This is a genomic window from Pseudomonas sp. FG1, from assembly GCF_034313875.1.
Classification (GTDB): domain Bacteria; phylum Pseudomonadota; class Gammaproteobacteria; order Pseudomonadales; family Pseudomonadaceae; genus Aquipseudomonas; species Aquipseudomonas veronii.
Map to the genome: position 1 here is coordinate 3,296,471 of NZ_JAVIWP010000001.1, position 14,914 is coordinate 3,311,384.

The 14,914-nt window shown below is 62.6% G+C and carries 12 protein-coding genes and 2 pseudogenes; 3 read left to right on the forward strand and 11 right to left on the reverse strand.

Translation table 11 applies throughout. The features are described from left to right. Window positions 1–23: 23 nt before the first annotated feature. The 6 genes from RGV59_RS15320 to RGV59_RS15345 form a co-directional block, all read right to left on the reverse strand. Window positions 24–1,763, reverse strand: coding sequence for a dipeptidase (locus RGV59_RS15320; RefSeq protein WP_126586549.1), 1,740 nt, complete (start codon window positions 1,761–1,763; stop codon window positions 24–26). Between the two features lie 184 nt (window positions 1,764–1,947). Beyond that, on the reverse strand, window positions 1,948–3,165 hold the full coding sequence (locus tag RGV59_RS15325) for a phospholipase D-like domain-containing protein (RefSeq protein WP_046384170.1): 1,218 nt from the start codon (window positions 3,163–3,165) through the stop codon (window positions 1,948–1,950). 56 nt (window positions 3,166–3,221) lie between these two features. Next, complete coding sequence (locus tag RGV59_RS15330; protein WP_126586547.1) at window positions 3,222–3,869, reverse strand: MotA/TolQ/ExbB proton channel family protein; 648 nt, start codon at window positions 3,867–3,869, stop codon at window positions 3,222–3,224. 17 nt (window positions 3,870–3,886) lie between these two features. After that, the gene (locus tag RGV59_RS15335; protein ID WP_126586545.1) at window positions 3,887–6,166 is read right to left on the reverse strand and encodes a TonB-dependent receptor; all 2,280 of its coding nucleotides are present in this window, start codon (window positions 6,164–6,166) and stop codon (window positions 3,887–3,889) included. 24 nt (window positions 6,167–6,190) lie between these two features. Beyond that, window positions 6,191–6,886 (reverse strand): TonB family protein, encoded by a 696-nt coding sequence (locus tag RGV59_RS15340; protein ID WP_322246995.1) that lies wholly within the window; start codon window positions 6,884–6,886, stop codon window positions 6,191–6,193. A 2-nt stretch (window positions 6,887–6,888) separates the two neighbouring features. Continuing rightward, entirely contained in the window at window positions 6,889–7,296 is a 408-nt protein-coding gene (locus RGV59_RS15345; protein WP_005786670.1) for an ExbD/TolR family protein, read from the reverse strand. 190 nt (window positions 7,297–7,486) lie between these two features. Here RGV59_RS15345 and RGV59_RS15350 point away from each other — a divergent pair, with 190 nt between their 5' ends. Together RGV59_RS15350 and RGV59_RS15355 are read left to right on the forward strand one after the other, a co-directional pair. Then, window positions 7,487–8,041 carry a GNAT family N-acetyltransferase gene (locus RGV59_RS15350; RefSeq protein ID WP_126586543.1) on the forward strand — a complete coding sequence of 185 codons (555 nt, stop codon included), beginning with the start codon at window positions 7,487–7,489 and terminating at the stop codon, window positions 8,039–8,041. Then, the gene (locus RGV59_RS15355; RefSeq protein ID WP_126586541.1) at window positions 8,038–9,612 is read left to right on the forward strand and encodes an alkaline phosphatase D family protein; all 1,575 of its coding nucleotides are present in this window, start codon (window positions 8,038–8,040) and stop codon (window positions 9,610–9,612) included. Before RGV59_RS15350 ends, RGV59_RS15355 begins: the two co-directional genes overlap by 4 nt. On the opposite strand, the gene RGV59_RS15360 is transcribed toward RGV59_RS15355, so the two are convergent. Continuing rightward, a complete protein-coding gene (locus tag RGV59_RS15360; RefSeq protein ID WP_017846825.1) occupies window positions 9,609–10,235 on the reverse strand; it encodes a hypothetical protein in 627 nt (208 codons plus the stop codon). The genes RGV59_RS15355 and RGV59_RS15360 overlap by 4 nt on opposite strands. 89 nt (window positions 10,236–10,324) lie before the next feature. Between RGV59_RS15360 and RGV59_RS15365 the strand changes: the two genes are divergently transcribed. Further along, complete coding sequence (locus tag RGV59_RS15365) at window positions 10,325–11,257, forward strand: LysR family transcriptional regulator (protein WP_126586539.1); 933 nt, start codon at window positions 10,325–10,327, stop codon at window positions 11,255–11,257. Between the two features lie 36 nt (window positions 11,258–11,293). Here RGV59_RS15365 and RGV59_RS15370 read toward each other — a convergent pair. From RGV59_RS15370 to RGV59_RS15385, 4 genes and pseudogenes are all read right to left on the reverse strand, one after another. Beyond that, window positions 11,294–11,560: pseudogene (locus tag RGV59_RS15370) on the reverse strand (PA2817 family protein); the annotation flags it as partial. An 86-nt stretch (window positions 11,561–11,646) separates the two neighbouring features. Continuing rightward, a pseudogene (locus RGV59_RS15375) lies at window positions 11,647–11,904 on the reverse strand (PA2817 family protein); the annotation flags it as partial. A gap of 34 nt (window positions 11,905–11,938) precedes the next feature. Next, window positions 11,939–12,346 carry a PA2817 family protein gene (locus RGV59_RS15380; RefSeq protein ID WP_017846829.1) on the reverse strand — a complete coding sequence of 136 codons (408 nt, stop codon included), beginning with the start codon at window positions 12,344–12,346 and terminating at the stop codon, window positions 11,939–11,941. Window positions 12,347–12,420: 74 nt separating this feature from the next. Then, a complete protein-coding gene (locus RGV59_RS15385; protein WP_126586537.1) occupies window positions 12,421–14,865 on the reverse strand; it encodes an acyl-CoA dehydrogenase in 2,445 nt (814 codons plus the stop codon). Window positions 14,866–14,914: the final 49 nt, after the last annotated feature.

Below are 14,914 nucleotides of genomic sequence, written 5' to 3' on the forward strand. Positions count from 1 at the left end.
ATTGCGGCGGGCTCCTGCCGCATTCAGAGCTGCGGTAACTGACCGACCCGCGCCATCATTTCGGTGACGATCTGCAGGTCGAGGAGGAACTGTTCGACCGTCTTGAACTCATTGTCGGTGTGCCCGGTGTACTTCTCTTCCGGGCGTGCCAGGCCGAACTGCACGCCGTTGGGCAGTTCATGCACGGAGGTGGCGCCGGCCGAGGTGCCGAACGCGTGTTTCATGCCCAGGTTTTCCGTGGCCACCGCCAACAAGGCCTTGACCCACTCACCTTCCGGGTTGCGGTACATCGGTTCGGCGATCGAGTAGGTGAAGTTCACGTTGACCTTGGTTTTCTTGTCCCAGGCGCTGAGCTTGTCGGCAATTTGCGCTTTGAGTTTCTCCGGCGACTGACCCTTGGGCACGCGCAGGTTCACCGCCAGCTTGAAGCTCTTGTCATCGAGGTCGACAAACGTCAGCGAGGTGGTCAGCGGGCCCATGAAGTCATCGGCGAAGCCCACGCCCAATTTGCCGCCCAGGTAATCCAGGCCCCAATTGTCGGCGGCATAACGCGCCGCGTCGGTGATGTGGTTGTGCTTGAGGGCGATCTTGCCATCGACGCTGTGGATCAGCTCCAGCATGCGCGCGACCGGGTTCACCCCGGATTCCGGTTCGGACGAATGCGCCGAGACCCCGGTGACCGTCAACTGCACCGCTTTGCCGACCACCTTGGCGCTCACCTGGAAGTCACCGCCATTGCGCTCGGCGTATTGCGTACCGGCCTCTTGCAGGCTGGCCGCCAACTCGGCGGGTTTGTCGCTGAGCAACGTGGCGACCGACGCCGAGGGAATCTGGTTGGTGGCCTTGCCGCCGGTCATGGCGATGATCTCTGCGCCTTTGCCTTCGCCTGTGCGGCGTGGGAAGGTGGCCATGATCGTGCCGTAGCCTTTTTCGGCAATGACCACCGGGTAGCCGCCATCCAGCGCCAGGTTGTACGGCGGCGTCGGGTTGCGTTCGAAGTAATAGGGGATCGCGTCGCCGGAGGTTTCCTCGGTGGTGTCCACCAGCAGCTTGAACGTGCGCGCCAGCGGCAGCTTCTCTTCCTTGATCACCTTCATGGCGTACATCGCCACCACGATGCCATTTTTGTCGTCTTCAGTCCCGCGGCCGTACATGCGGTCGCCAATCAGCGTGACCTTGAACGGATCGAGCCGGGTGCCGTCTTTCAACACCCAGTTTTCCGGCGTCACCGGCACCACATCCGCATGCGCATGGATGCCCACCACTTCATCGCCGCTGCCTTCCAGGGAGATTTCGTACACGCGGTTATCGATGTTACGGAAGTTCAGGTTGAAGGCTTTCGCCAGGCCCTGCAGCTTGTCGGCGATCTTGAGGAATTGCGGGTTTTTGTACTGCGGCACGCCGTCGACGTTGAACGTCGGAATTTCCACCAGCTCGCGCAGGGTCTCGGTGGCGGCCTTGGCGTATTTCAGCCGCGCATAAATGCCCAGCAGGCGATTGATTTCGTTCTGTTGCTCGGCGCTCAGGGGGTTGTGCTCGAGAAAGGCGCTGATCGCCGGCCCCGTATCGCTGGTTTTGCCCAGCTCGCCCTGGGCCAGGGTGCCGAGGAAACCGTTGAAGTCAGTGATCGAGGTTGCGCTGAAGTCCTTCAGAATCGCCGTGCTCTGCTGTGGGGTGATATTGGCGAAAGCCGGGCTGACGAGGGTCGAAAGGCTCGCGGCGAACACGCTGGCGACAGCCAATTGCTTGAGTGGAAAGTACATGGCGGGACGCATTCCTTTGCTGGTAGTGAGTGGGAGATTTCTGATCATTAAGTCAGAAATATTTCCACACACTACCACCACAGGGAATGAGAATGGCAGACCTTGGCGTAGGAAATTTCTCAGTCAAACGCCCCCGCGTCGGAGTGTACATCCCTGTGTGCGCGGGCGTTGAATCGTGTTCAGGTCAAGGTTGGCCAGGGTGCGGCGCAGGGTAATCGGCCGTTACGTCCAGTGCTTTGGCGTAGGGCCCATCCCACAACTGCTCGTGCAATTGGCCTATACGCTTGGCCATCGCTTCGCTGCGCATGACCACCTCCAGGTTGCGCGAATTATCCAGATAACCGCCCAGCCAATTGCTGGTGCCGACCCAGGCCACTTGCCCGTCGATCTCCAGGGTCTTGCTGTGGATCACCCGTGCGTAGGGGATAAACCCTTGCTTGGCCTGGGGCAGGGTGACGATCTTGATCTGCACGTTGGGCAGCACTGCGAGGCTTTTCAAATAGGGCAGTTCCAGCGCATCGGTGTTCCAGTTGGACACCATCAGCTTGATCGACACCCCGCGTGCGGCGGCGGCACGCACGGCGTTGTCGATCACCGCATAGTAGGGCCGGGTTTTATCCGGGCCGTAGGACAGCGGCGCGTAGTCCAGCAGTTGCACGCGCACTTCGTGCTTGGCTTCGCCGAGCAGGCGCGGCAGTTCGAGTTGGGAGTCGCCCACCCCGGGCGGGTTGTAGCGTTGCGGGCTGGCCACCAGGTAATTGCCGCTGCGCGCAGGCGCCTGGCCGGCCATCGGCAGCGGCACCGGGCTGTGTGCGCTCAGCGCCGCCTGGGCTTGCCAGTCCTGATCGAAAATCGCCTGGACCTGGCCGACCACCGTAGCGTCGGTGATGCGCAGCCCGGTTTCGTGGATATGTTCCAGGGACCGCCAGTCGAAATTCTGGCTGCCGACAAACGCCTGCTGCCCATCCACCACCATGTATTTGGCGTGGATGATGCCGCCACTCAGTTGCGCGTAGGGCAGCACGCGCAAGGTCAGGTTGGGAATCGCGCGCAGGCGTTCCAGGGTGGAGGCTTCTGATAGGCGAATGCCTTTTTCCTCCAGCAGGAAGCGAATTTTCACGCCGCGTTTACCGGCGGCTTCCAGGCGCTCGATCACCCGCTCCAGTACCGAGCCTGGATGGTCGGCGGCATAAAACTGGCCGATGTCGATCGTGCTTTTGGCGCCGTCGAACAGCTCGATCCATACCGGGCCCGGCTGGCGTAGATCGGCGCTCGCCAGGTCGGTGTCCAGCGGCACGGTGTGTACCAGTTCAAACCCCGGAATTGAAAAGTCCGCCTGGGCCAGCGGACTGAGCAGCAAGCCGGCGAGGCCGGCGATACGGCATTTCATCGATAGGGACATAGGCATCTCGTCAGGGAAAAAGACAGGGCGGGCGCCTCACGCGCCCGCCCTGACAGTCATGCCGTGCGGCTTTGCAACGAGGTGGGCACCAGGTGCGGCACTTCGCCCTGCACGCGGGCCCCGGTGGCAGCGCGGATCAGCAGGATCTTCAACTGATCGTTGATGCGTTCCAGGCTGTCCTGGAAGAAGTTGTGGAACACCACGCAGAACAGCGCGATGGCGATCCCCAGGCCCGTCGCGAACAACGCGGTGCCGATACCGCCGGAAATCTGCCCAGGGTCGGACACCCCCGCGCTGGCCAACGCCTTGAAGGTGTCGATGATGCCGAGGATGGTGCCGAGCAAGCCCAGCAACGGCGCGGCGGTGGTGATGGTTTCGATGATCCACAGGCTGCGGGCCAGCGGGGCGCGGGTGGTCAGGTACTGGGTTTCGATCACATCATCCAGGTCCTTGCGCGAACCCTGCGAGGCTTTCTGTGCCAGCACCGGCATCACCATGTTCAGCGGTAGGCTGTCGCGGCGGCTCAGGCTTTCCGGCAGGTCACGTTCGCTGTGTACGTGGGCGCCCAGCACCTCGGTCAAGGCACGGGCCTGGCGGCGCACATAGGCGAAGTAAATACCGCGCTCGATGGCGATGAAGATGGCGATGGCCATCGCGGCGTACATCACATAGAAGGTGATATCGTGGAGCAGGTTCATGTCCATGTTCGATTACCTCGCAGTTAGAAATTGGCTTCCAGGGACACCGTCACGGTGCGTTCCAGGCCAACGATGTAGGCCGGGTCGCCGTCGCGGAAACCGCTGTAGCTGGCCGCGTTGGTCTTGGTGGTGTACACGCCGTCCAGGTACTTCTTGTCGAACAGGTTGTCGACGTTCAGGCGCAGGGTTGCGTCCTTCACCACTTTCTTGTCCACCGGCAGGTAGATACCGGCGCCGGCGTTGAACACGGTGCGGCCGGAGATGGCTTCGTCGTTGGTCAGGTCGCCATAGAGCTTGCTGGTGTATTTGCCGCCGAAGGTGCCGTAGAAGCGCCCGTCGTCATACCCGATGTTGGCGGCCAGCATGTTTTTCGGCACGTTGGCGAACTGCTTGCCGCTGGTGGGCAACAGGATGGCTTTGCCCGCGTTGTACACGGTCAAGTCGTCCTGTTGCTCGGCCTTGGTATAGGTGTAGGAGGTGTAGTAGTTGAAGTGGTGGGGCAGCAGGCCGCTCCATTCCAGCTCCAGGCCGCTGTTGTTGACCGATCCGGCGTTGATGTCGGCGAAGTCGCCGTTGATGTCCTTGGACGAAACCTGGCGATCCTTGAACTGCATGTAGAACAAGGTGGCGGCCACGGTCATGTCGTCGCCGGTGAAGCGCCAGCCCAACTCATGGTTCCAGCTGGTTTCCGGCTTGGAGTTGATCGAGTCCACGCCCTTGTCGTACAGCACGTAGTTCTGCGGGATACGCATGTTGCGCGACAGGCTGTAGAACAACTGGTCGCGTTCGTCGAGCTGGTACTTGAGGCCGGCGTTGGGCAGCAGCTTGTTGTAGGTCTGGTGACGTTTTTCCGGCTGCTCGGTGAGGCTGCCGTTGTTGGTGCCGTCGCGCTTGACGTTCATGTAGGCCAGGCCGGCCACCAGGGTCCAGTCCGGGTTGATGTACCAGGTGTCCTGGGCCCAGACTTTCTGCGCCGGCGTGATGGTGAAGCGGTCGCGACCCTGCACGGTGTTGCCGTTCGCATCGACCACGGAAGTGCCGTCCGGCCAGGTGTCGGTAGGCTTGCCGTTGCTCTTGAGTGCGATGAACGGTTGGGTCTGGCTTTGGCGCGCGCGCTCGTACCAGTAGCCGAATTGCAGGCTGTGATCGCCCAGGTCCCAGTTCAGTTTGGTGGTAATGCCGGGGCGCCAGGTCTGGGTGCGGGAGGGGCGGTAGTACACGCCGGTGGTCGAGGAACCGTCGGCATTGTATTGCGCGGCGGTGGGCAAGTTGCCCAGGTCGAAGACGCCGCCTGCGTTTGAGCCGCGGTTCAGCGCGTAGCTCGACGAACCGACGCCGCTGCCGTTACCCCAGTAGTAATACGGGATCACCGACAGGGCCAGGTTGTCGGCCAGTTTGAACTGGGTATTGAGCACGCCGGTAAAGGTCTGGAACGGGTTCTGCGCGAGGGCGTAGTAGCTGTTGAGCTTGCCGTTGCTGCCGACCGTCGGTGTGGCGGGGTAGGGGTCGAACTTGCGGCCCTTCTGCTGGAACTGCGATTTGGTCAGTTGGCTGTAACTGTTGTTGTCCTGCTCGTGGTACTTGAGGATCAGGTTGGCGGTGTTGCCGTTGCCGGCGTCGAAGAAGCTGTTCCACTCGACCTTGTCCGCACGCACGGCGCCCGAGCCGCGCCACATCTGCCCTTCGGTATGGGACGCCGACAGCCAGTTGCTCAAGCCGTTGACCTCGCCGGTGTTGAGCCGGGCAAAGGTCTTGCGGGTGGCGTTGCTGCCGACCGTCTGTTTGACGAAGGCCCCGGTTTCCTTGGTGGGGCGAATGGTCACGATACCGATGTTGCCGCCGCTGGAGCCGATGTGCGGGCCGTCGGCCTCCGACGAGCCTTGGGTGACGAAAATCTGGTCGATGTTTTCCGGGTCGCCCAACAGGTTGGAGTACAGCGCGTAGTTGCCGGAGTCGTTGATCGGCATGCCGTCCACCGACATCCCCACCTGGTCGGAGTTAAGCCCGCGCATGGTGAAGCGAAAACCCGACAGGCCGGTGGCATCTTCGCTGGAGATGTTCAGGCCCGGGGTGTACTTGAGCTTGTCGATGGCGTTGCCGGTGGCGGTTTGTTTATCCAGCGCTTCCTTGGTTATCGTGGAGCGCCCCTTGATGCTTTCTTCCTGCACCATGTAGCCGCCACCGGCAGTGGCCTTGCCCTGTACGCCGATGGTGCCGACGTCGCTGTCGCCGGTGTCGGCCATGACCATGCCATGCCCCATGCTCGCGGCAACGAGTGCCAGATGAATCCGTGTGAACCTCATCAGTGTCATCCTAGTGTCGGGTGCTTATTGCACGCTGTAGTTGAAGGTGGCGGTGAAGCGCTGCTCGTTGCGCCCCCCGAAGGCTTGCTCGGGGAACGGCTTGACCTGCTTGATACGCCGCAGGCTGTTGGCGGCGGCCCGGTTGAGCAACATGCTCGAGGCCGGGGTCTGCACGCCGGAGTCGAGTACCCGACCCTGGCGGTCCACCAGCAGCCAAACCACCACGTCGCCACTTGGGCGTTCGAGGGAGGCCTGGCGTCCTGTGGGGTATTGCTTGTAAGTGTCCAGCTCGTTACGCAAACCCTTGAGGTAACCGCCCTCCAGGGCCTGGCCGTCGACCTTGGGCGGTGCGGGCGGGGCCGGAGTCGGCGCAGCCTGGGCGACCGCCGCAGGCGCGGGTTTGGCCGCCACCGGGGGCGGCGTCGGCGTGGGTTTGGCGACCACGGGCTTGGGCACCGGCTTGGGCGGTGGCGGGGGCGGTGGTGGAGGGGCCGGCTCGGCCTCTTCGTCCTCGATCACCGGCGGTGGCGGTGCTTGCTCCACCACGGGTGGCGGCACCACCTCGGGCTCCGGCTCGACCAATGCCAACTCGACCGCCGACTCGTCGTACACCGGCTCGACCTTCAACGTCTGGGACTGGATACCCAGTGCAATCAGCACCAGGGCGATCAGGGCCGGGACACTGCCCAGCAGCCGACGCGCACGAAACAGGACGTACATGATCAGGACTTACGCGTGGCGATGGACACGGAGGTAAAGCCACCCAGACGCAGGGTGTCCATCACCTCCACCAGGCGCGAAACCTCCACGCCCTTGTCGCTGTTGACGATGATCGTCGACTTGGTATCCGGCTTTTCCGCCGCCTTCAGCGCCGGTACCAGAGCGTCGACCGTGAGGTCCTTGCCATCCAGTTGCAACTGGCCTTCCAGGCCCAGGGTGAGGATGAATTTGTTCTGCGGCTTGAGCTGCTGCGAACTGCTGGCGCTGGGCAGTTGAGTCTTCATGCCGAGTGCCGGAATCACGTTCAGACTCACGAGTACGAAAAACACCAGGAGGAACATCATCACGTCGATCATCGGGATCAGTTCGATGTGTGCCTTGCGTTTTTTCGGTTCATCCCAGGTTCTCATTCCGCTACCCCGTTATTGAATTAGGGGCGACACGCTAACAACGGAAAATGACCGAACGGTTAACTTTAATTTACGTTTTGACGTGTCTAGGACGTGTCTTACAGATTGGTTTCCGGTCACTTCCACGAAGTAATGAAACTGAAACGCCGGGGGTACATTCTCGAAAAATTTACACCGAGAGCCGTCTTGTATGAGTCAGTCATTGCCGCATTTGTTGACTTCGCGTTTACTGTTGCGGGCGCTGGAAAGCGACCAGGCCGCGGTACTTTCCAGCCTCGCCAACGGGCCGAAGATTGCTGACAACACGGCCAACATTCCATCGCCCTATACCCTGGAAACGGCCCGGACGTTTATTGACGGGATGCAAGACAAATACCGCGCCGGCGATCTGTTGAGCCTGGGCATGCACCTGCGCGAAACCGGCGAATTGATCGGCATCGTCAGTCTGCGTCTCAATGCGCGTCACCACTACGGGCACCTGGGTGGATGGGTGGCGGCGCACTGTCGCAACCAAGGCTATGCGGCCGAGGCGGCGCGTGCGGTGATGGACTTCGGGTTCACCGAACTGGGCCTGTACCGAGTGGGCAGCCAATGCTTTGGCCGCAACAAGGAGTCGGCGCGGGTCATGGAGAAAATCGGCCTGCTGTACGAAGGCTGTATGCGCGCCGCGTTTCTCAAGAATGGGGTGTATGAGGACTTGCTCGGGTTTGCGACCGTGCGCAATGACTGGGAGCGCCTGGCGTGAGTCGCGCGGTTGACCATGATCGGCGCCGGGTGCTGGCCGGGCTGGCGCTGGCCACCACCTTTTCGATCCTCAGCCCGTTTGCCCGCAGTGCGGGGATCGATTATCCGTTCACGTTGGGCGTGGCCTCGGGTGATCCGTTGCCGGATGGTTTCGTGATCTGGACGCGCCTGGCGCCGTTGTTCAATGCGGCGGACGGTCGCGGCGGGTTGGCGCGTGCGGTGCCGGTGCGTTGGCGGGTCGCCAGCGATGCGGGGATGACGCGCATTGTGAGGCAGGGTGAGGTGATGGCGAGTGAGCGCTTTGCCCACTCCGTGCATGTGGAGGTCGCGGGGCTGGAAGCCGGCAGGCCGTATTGGTATCAGTTCGAAGGGCTGGGGGCGCAGAGCGCGGTGGGGCAGTCGCGTACCGCGCCGGCTTTGCATGCCCTGGCGACGGCGCGCTTGGGGTTCGTGTCGTGCTCCCACTGGGAACGCGGGTACTTCAGTGCCTATCGTCACCTGGCGGCGGAGCAGCCGGACCTGGTGTTTTTCCTCGGTGACTATATCTACGACAGTTCCTACGCGGCCGACTCGGGAAAAGTCATTCGTTCTCACGGCAGCGGCAACGCGCTGACCCTGAGCGACTATCGCAACCGCTATGCGCTGTACAAGACCGATCCGGATCTCCAGGCCTTGCACGCGGCGGCGCCCAGCGTGGCGACCTGGGACGATCACGAGGTGCAGAACGACTATGCCAGCCGCTGGTCCCAGGACCCGAAGGTTGCCGTGGCGCAGTTTCTCAAGCAGCGGGCGGCGGCGTATCAGGCCTATTACGAGCATATGCCGCTGCGCGTGAGCAGCCTGCCCAGCGGGCCGGATATGCGCGTTTATCGGCGCCTGGACTACGGCCGCCTGGCACGTTTCCATGTGCTCGACGGTCGACAGTATCGCTCCGAGCAACCGTGCATTCAGGCCAACGGCAGCCATCAGGGCCACATCGCCGCCAACACCTGCAGCGACTTGCGCGACCCCGCTCGCACCATGCTCGGTTGGCAGCAGGAGGCCTGGCTGGACCAGGGGTTTGCCCAGTCGAAAGCGCAATGGAACGTGATCGCCCAGGACTTGCTGGTGGCGCCGCTGCTGCAGCGCGACCTGACCCAGCACACGCTGGGCCATTGGACCGATGGTTGGGATGGCTACATGGCGAACCGTTCACGAATGCTCGCGTCCATCGCGCGCCACCAGCTCAACAACCCGGTGTTCTGGGGCGGCGATATACATTCATTCTGGGCCACCGATTTGCATGCCGATGCCAACAACCCGGACTCGCCCGTGCTCGCAACCGAGTTCGTCGGCACCTCGGTGACCTCCGATGGGCCGCCTTATGACGCCTTCACCCAGATGCTGCCGCAGAATCCCCATGTGAAGTTTTTCGACAGCCGCCAGCGCGGGTATGTATCGGTGACGCTAGATGCCCAGCGCATGCTCACGCACTTTCGTGTGATTACCGATCCGCGTGACCCGGCCGCCACGGTGTCGACGCTCAAGTCGTTCGTGGTGGAACCGGGACGGGCCGGGGCGATCGCGGTTTAATCCAGGCTGTAGCGCACCGACAGCGTGCCCTTTTTCTCCGACACGGCCAGGATCGTCACCTGGCCCAATTCGCCTAATGCCTGCACATGCGTGCCACCACAGGCATACGCGGGCAACTCGCCGAAGCCGACTTCGCGGATGCCGTCTTCCAGGCGCATCTGGCGCGGGTAGTCGGCGGCGATCCAGTGGTCGAGTTGTTGTTGAAGCGTGTCGGCCTCCATGGCTTGTGCGCTTTCGCCGCGGATAAAGGTGATCTTGCCTTCGCCCGGCCAGTGGTGAGCCTTGATCGGCATCCAGCCCAACGCCTCGCCGGCGTTGCCGATCAAGTGTCCGGCGGAATGCAGGCGGGTGTGCAAGGCACGGCGTGGTGCATCGACCCGTGCGTTGATCGGGCCCGGTTCTACGGGCTGGTCGAGGTAATGCACCACGCGCTCCGCCTCCTGGGTCACCCGCAGCACCCGGCTGTCGCCCAGCCAGCCGGTGTCGAATGGCTGGCCGCCGCCCTGGGGGTGGAAAATCGTCGACTGCAGCGTGACCGCAAACTGCTCTTCGTGGGCGGTGCAGCTCAGCACTTCAAGCTCGGCGGTCAGGTGGTCGTGGGTGAAAAACAGGCGCTCGGTCATCGTCTACATCCGCATCAAGGTTCTGCGGTCAGTATAAATAGTGCGCAGATGGGTGATAATCCGTTCAATTATCAATGGACTTGTGCGTCATGAGCATCAATCTTCCTTTGCCGCTGCTGGGTGAAATGGCGATTTTCGTCAAAGTGGTGGAAGCCGGCAGTTTTTCTGCGGCAGCGCGACAACTGGGCGTGTCGCCTTCGGCGGTGAGCCGCAGCATCTCGCGTCTCGAACAGGCGTTGGCCACGCGCCTGCTGCAACGCACCACGCGCAAACTGCGTTTGAGCGAGGGCGGCGAAGAGGTGTTCAAGCGTTGCCAGGAGATGGTCAACGCGGCGCGCTCGGTGATGGAAATCAGCGGCCAGTTCACCCACGAGGCCGAGGGCTTGGTGCGGGTCAGCGTGCCCAAGGCGGTGGGGCGGTTCGTGGTGCATCCGCATATGCCGGAATTCTTGCGGCGCTATCCCAAGGTCGATGTGCAGTTGATCCTTGAGGACCGGCAGGTGGACCTGATCGATGACAACGTCGACCTGAGTATCCGTATCACCGACAGCCCGCCGCCGGGCCTGGTGGGGCGGCAATTACTGCCCATCGAACACGTATTGTGCGCGACGCCGCAGTACCTGGCCGAGCACGGCACGCCGAGTCATCCCCATGATCTGCTGGCGCACAGCTGCATCTACCTGGGCGAAACCCCGGGGGACTCGCGCTGGAAGTTTCGCCGGGCGGGCAAGGCGGTCACGGTGGGCGTGCGGGGGCGGTATGCGGCGAACCACACTGGCGTGCGCCTGGATGCGGTGTTGCAGCATGTGGGGATTGGCAGCTTGCCGTATTTCACGGCGCGGCATGCGTTGGATGAGGGGCGCCTGGTGCAGGTGTTGCCTGAGTGGGACTTTATTGCGTCCTACCATGGCGAGGCCTGGCTGCTGCACTCGCCGACGCGGTACCTGCCGCCGAAGGTACGGGTGTTCATTGATTATCTGGTGGCGTGCATGGCCACCGAGCCGACGCTGCGCCGAGGGTAGTGTGGGAGGGGGCAAGCCCCCTCCCACATTGAATGATCAGTGCTTGCTCTGGTCCTGCGGCATCGCCAGCAGCTGTTTTTCCTGGTTCCAGTCGAACGGTTCATCGTTCTGTTCGGCTTCAAAGCGACGCTCTTCCAGGGCCTGGTACAGGTCCAGTTCTTCGTCTGGCATGAAGTGCAGGCAATCGCCGCCGAAGAACCACAGCAGGTCGCGTGGCACCAGATGGGCGATTTGCGGGTAACGCAGGATGACCTGGCTCATCATGTCCTGGCCCAGGTACTGGCTCTCGGTAGTGTGGGAGGGGGCTTGCCCCGATAGCGGTGGATCAGTCATGCATGTATTGGCTGACACGCCGCCATCGGGGGCAAGCCCCCTCCCACATTGAATGATCAGTGCTTGCTCTGGTCCTGCGGCATCGCCAGCAGCTGTTTTTCCTGGTTCCAGTCGAACGGTTCGTCGTTCTGTTCGGCTTCAAAGCGACGCTCTTCCAGGGCCTGGTCCAGTTCCAGTTCTTCGTCGGGCATGAAGTGCAGGCAATCGCCGCCGAAGAACCACAGCAGGTCGCGTGGCACCAGATGGGCAATTTGCGGGTAACGCAGGATGACCTGGCTCATCATGTCCTGGCCCAGGTACTGGCTCTCGGTAGTGTGGGAGGGGGCTTGCCCCTCCCACATTGAATGATCAGTGCTTGCTCTGGTCCTGCGGCATCGCCAGCAGCTGTTTTTCCTGGTTCCAGTCGAACGGTTCATCGTTCTGTTCGGCTTCAAAGCGACGCTCTTCCAGGGCCTGGTACAGGTCCAGTTCTTCGTCGGGCATGAAGTGCAGGCAATCGCCGCCGAAGAACCACAGCAGGTCGCGTGGCACCAGATGGGCGATTTGCGGGTAACGCAGGATGACCTGGCTCATCATGTCCTGGCCCAGGTACTGGCTCTCGATCGGATCGATTGGCAGCAGGGCGCGCAGTTCATCGAAACGCTCCAGGAACAGCAGGTGGCTTTCCTCGGGCACCTGTTCGGCTTCGCCGACGGCAACCAGGATGCTGCGCAGGTGGTCGAGCAAGACGAGATGATCAGCAACGACGTTGGACACGAGATAAGTCCTCAAAGCAAAAACGGGCGCGAGAGTATATAGCTCAAGCGCCCGTAATTATATGGCCTGGGGGATCAGCGGACTTTACCCGCGGCCTGGGCCAGTTCTTCCTTGCTGAAATCATCCACGTCGATCACCTTGCGCCGTGCCGCTTCGGCTTCACGCAGGGTTTGCGCCTCGGCCGGTTGCAGCACCCCGGCGTGCAGTGCGGCGTCGATGGCCGGTTCGCCAGCAGCCGGTTTGACCTGGCCGCTTTTGAGCGCCGCATGCAGTTTTTTCTGCAGCGGATGGCTGGCGGCGAGCAGGTCGCAGGCATGTTGCAGGGCGCCCACCGGGTCTTGCGCCGATTGCGGGCGGTAGCAGCCAGCCAGCAGTTCTTCGAGGGTCGGATCACCCTTGGCGCGACCGATCACCGCGGCCACTTCGGCATCCAGCGCATCGGACGGGCCGGTATGGCGACGGCCGAACGGGAACACGATGACCCGCAGCAGGCAACCGAGCAGCTTGTTCGGGAAGTTGCTCAGTAGTTCATCCAGTGCGCGTTCGGCTTCGCCCAGGCTTTCTTCCATGGCCCAGGTGAACAGCGGTTCCAGGTGGTCCGGCGAATCCAGGTCGTGATAACGCTTGAGCGCCGCCGAAGCCAGATACATATGGCTCAGCACATCGCCCAGGCGTGCCGACAGGCGTTCGCGGCGTTTCAACTCGCCGCCCAGCAGCATCATGCTCAGGTCGGCGAGCAGGGCGAACGCCGCAGCCTGGCGGTTCAGCGCACGGAAGTAAGCCTGGCTCAAGCGGTTGCCGGGGGCTTTTTCGAAGTGGCCGAGACCCAGGTTGAGCACCAGGGTGCTGGCGGCGTTGCTCACGGCAAAGCCGATGTGCTGCATCAGCAGGCCATCGAATTCCTTGAGCGCCTGGTCGTGGTCTTCGCGGCCGGCCAGGGCCATTTCCTTGAGTACGAAGGGGTGGCAACGGATCGCGCCCTGGCCAAAGATCATCAGGTTGCGCGACAGGATGTTCGCGCCCTCCACCGTGATGAAGATCGGCGCGCCTTGCCAACTGCGGCCCAGGTAGTTGTTCGGGCCCATGATGATGCCCTTGCCGCCGTGGACATCCATGGCGTGGCTGATGCATTCGCGGCCGCGCTCGGTCAGGTGGTACTTGAGGATCGCCGACAGCACCGAAGGTTTTTCACCGAGGTCCACCGCGTTGGCGGTGAGTATGCGCGCGCTGTCCATCAGCCAGGCGTTGCCGCCGATGCGGGCGAGGGCTTCCTGGATACCTTCGAAGGCCGCCAGCGGCACGTTGAACTGCTCGCGCACCTGGGCGTATTGGCCGGTCACCAGGCTGGTGAACTTGGCTGCGCCGGTGCCGACCGCCGGCAGGGAAATCGAGCGGCCCACCGACAGGCAGTTCATCAGCATCATCCAGCCCTTGCCGAGCATGTCCTGGCCACCGATCAGGTAGTCCAGGGGGATGAACACGTCCTTGCCGGAGTTGGGCCCGTTCATGAACGCGGCGCCCAGCGGCAGGTGACGACGGCCGATGTCAACGCCCGGCGTATCGGTGGGAATCAACGCGAGGCTGATGCCCAGGTCTTCTTCTTCGCCCAGCAAGTGGTCCGGGTCATGTGCCTTGAACGCCAGGCCGAGCAGGGTCGCGACCGGGCCCAGGGTGATGTAGCGTTTTTCCCAGTTCAGGCGCAGGCCGAGGGTTTCCTCGCCTTGCCATTGACCTTTGCAGATCACCCCGGTGTCGGGCATGGCGCCGGCGTCGGAGCCGGCCAGCGGGCCGGTCAGGGCGAAGCAGGGAATATCGTCGCCACGGGCCAGGCGCGGCAGGTAGTGGTTGCGCTGTTCATCGGTGCCGTAATGCAGCAGCAGCTCGGCCGGGCCGAGGGAGTTGGGGACCATCACGGTGGACGCCAGGTCGCCGCTGCGGGTCGCGAGTTTCATCGCCACCTGGGAGTGGGCATAGGCGGAGAAGCCTTTGCCGCCGTACTCCTTGGGAATGATCAGGGCGAAGAAACCATGGGTCTTGATGTGTTCCCAGGCGGCGGGCGGCAGGTCCATGGCCTGGCCGATTTGCCAGTCGCTGACCATCGCGCACAGTTCTTCGGTCGGCCCATCGATGAACGCCTGCTCTTCTTCGGTCAGGCGTGCCTTGGGGTAGGCGAGCAACGTGTTCCAGTCGGGGCGGCCGCTGAACAGCTCGCCGTCCCACCAGACGGTGCCGGCGTCGATGGCATCGCGCTCGGTCTCGGACATTGGCGGCAAGACCTTCTGAAACCAACTGAACAGCGGCTTGGTGACGTATTCGCGGCGCAGGTCGGGCAGCAGCAGCGGCGCGGCCACGATGGCAATCAACACCCAGCAGATCAGCAGCAGCCAACCTGGTGCGTGGCTCCAGGCGCCCATCGCCAGCAGGTAAACGGCGACCACGCCCAGGGCGGGCAGGGGCGCGGTGCGGCGGTGTGCCAGGTAGGCAATGCCGACCACCAGAACCAGTATCCACAACAACATATTCAATCCTCCGTGAAACCAGGGGCGAAACCACCGTTGAGCTTAGTCG

What these genes read in the sequence shown, in the direction of transcription:
- RGV59_RS15345 (WP_005786670.1), bottom strand. Translation starts at nt 7,296, where the DNA reads ATGAGAACCTGGGATGAACCGAAAAAACGCAAGGCACACATCGAACTG.
- RGV59_RS15325 (WP_046384170.1), bottom strand. Translation starts at nt 3,165, where the DNA reads ATGTCCCTATCGATGAAATGCCGTATCGCCGGCCTCGCCGGCTTGCTG.
- RGV59_RS15350 (WP_126586543.1), top strand. Translation starts at nt 7,487, where the DNA reads ATGAGTCAGTCATTGCCGCATTTGTTGACTTCGCGTTTACTGTTGCGG.
- RGV59_RS15330 (WP_126586547.1), bottom strand. Translation starts at nt 3,869, where the DNA reads ATGGACATGAACCTGCTCCACGATATCACCTTCTATGTGATGTACGCC.
- RGV59_RS15320 (WP_126586549.1), bottom strand. Translation starts at nt 1,763, where the DNA reads ATGTACTTTCCACTCAAGCAATTGGCTGTCGCCAGCGTGTTCGCCGCG.
- RGV59_RS15335 (WP_126586545.1), bottom strand. Translation starts at nt 6,166, where the DNA reads ATGAGGTTCACACGGATTCATCTGGCACTCGTTGCCGCGAGCATGGGG.
- RGV59_RS15360 (WP_017846825.1), bottom strand. Translation starts at nt 10,235, where the DNA reads ATGACCGAGCGCCTGTTTTTCACCCACGACCACCTGACCGCCGAGCTT.
- RGV59_RS15385 (WP_126586537.1), bottom strand. Translation starts at nt 14,865, where the DNA reads ATGTTGTTGTGGATACTGGTTCTGGTGGTCGGCATTGCCTACCTGGCA.
- RGV59_RS15365 (WP_126586539.1), top strand. Translation starts at nt 10,325, where the DNA reads ATGAGCATCAATCTTCCTTTGCCGCTGCTGGGTGAAATGGCGATTTTC.
- RGV59_RS15340 (WP_322246995.1), bottom strand. Translation starts at nt 6,886, where the DNA reads ATGTACGTCCTGTTTCGTGCGCGTCGGCTGCTGGGCAGTGTCCCGGCC.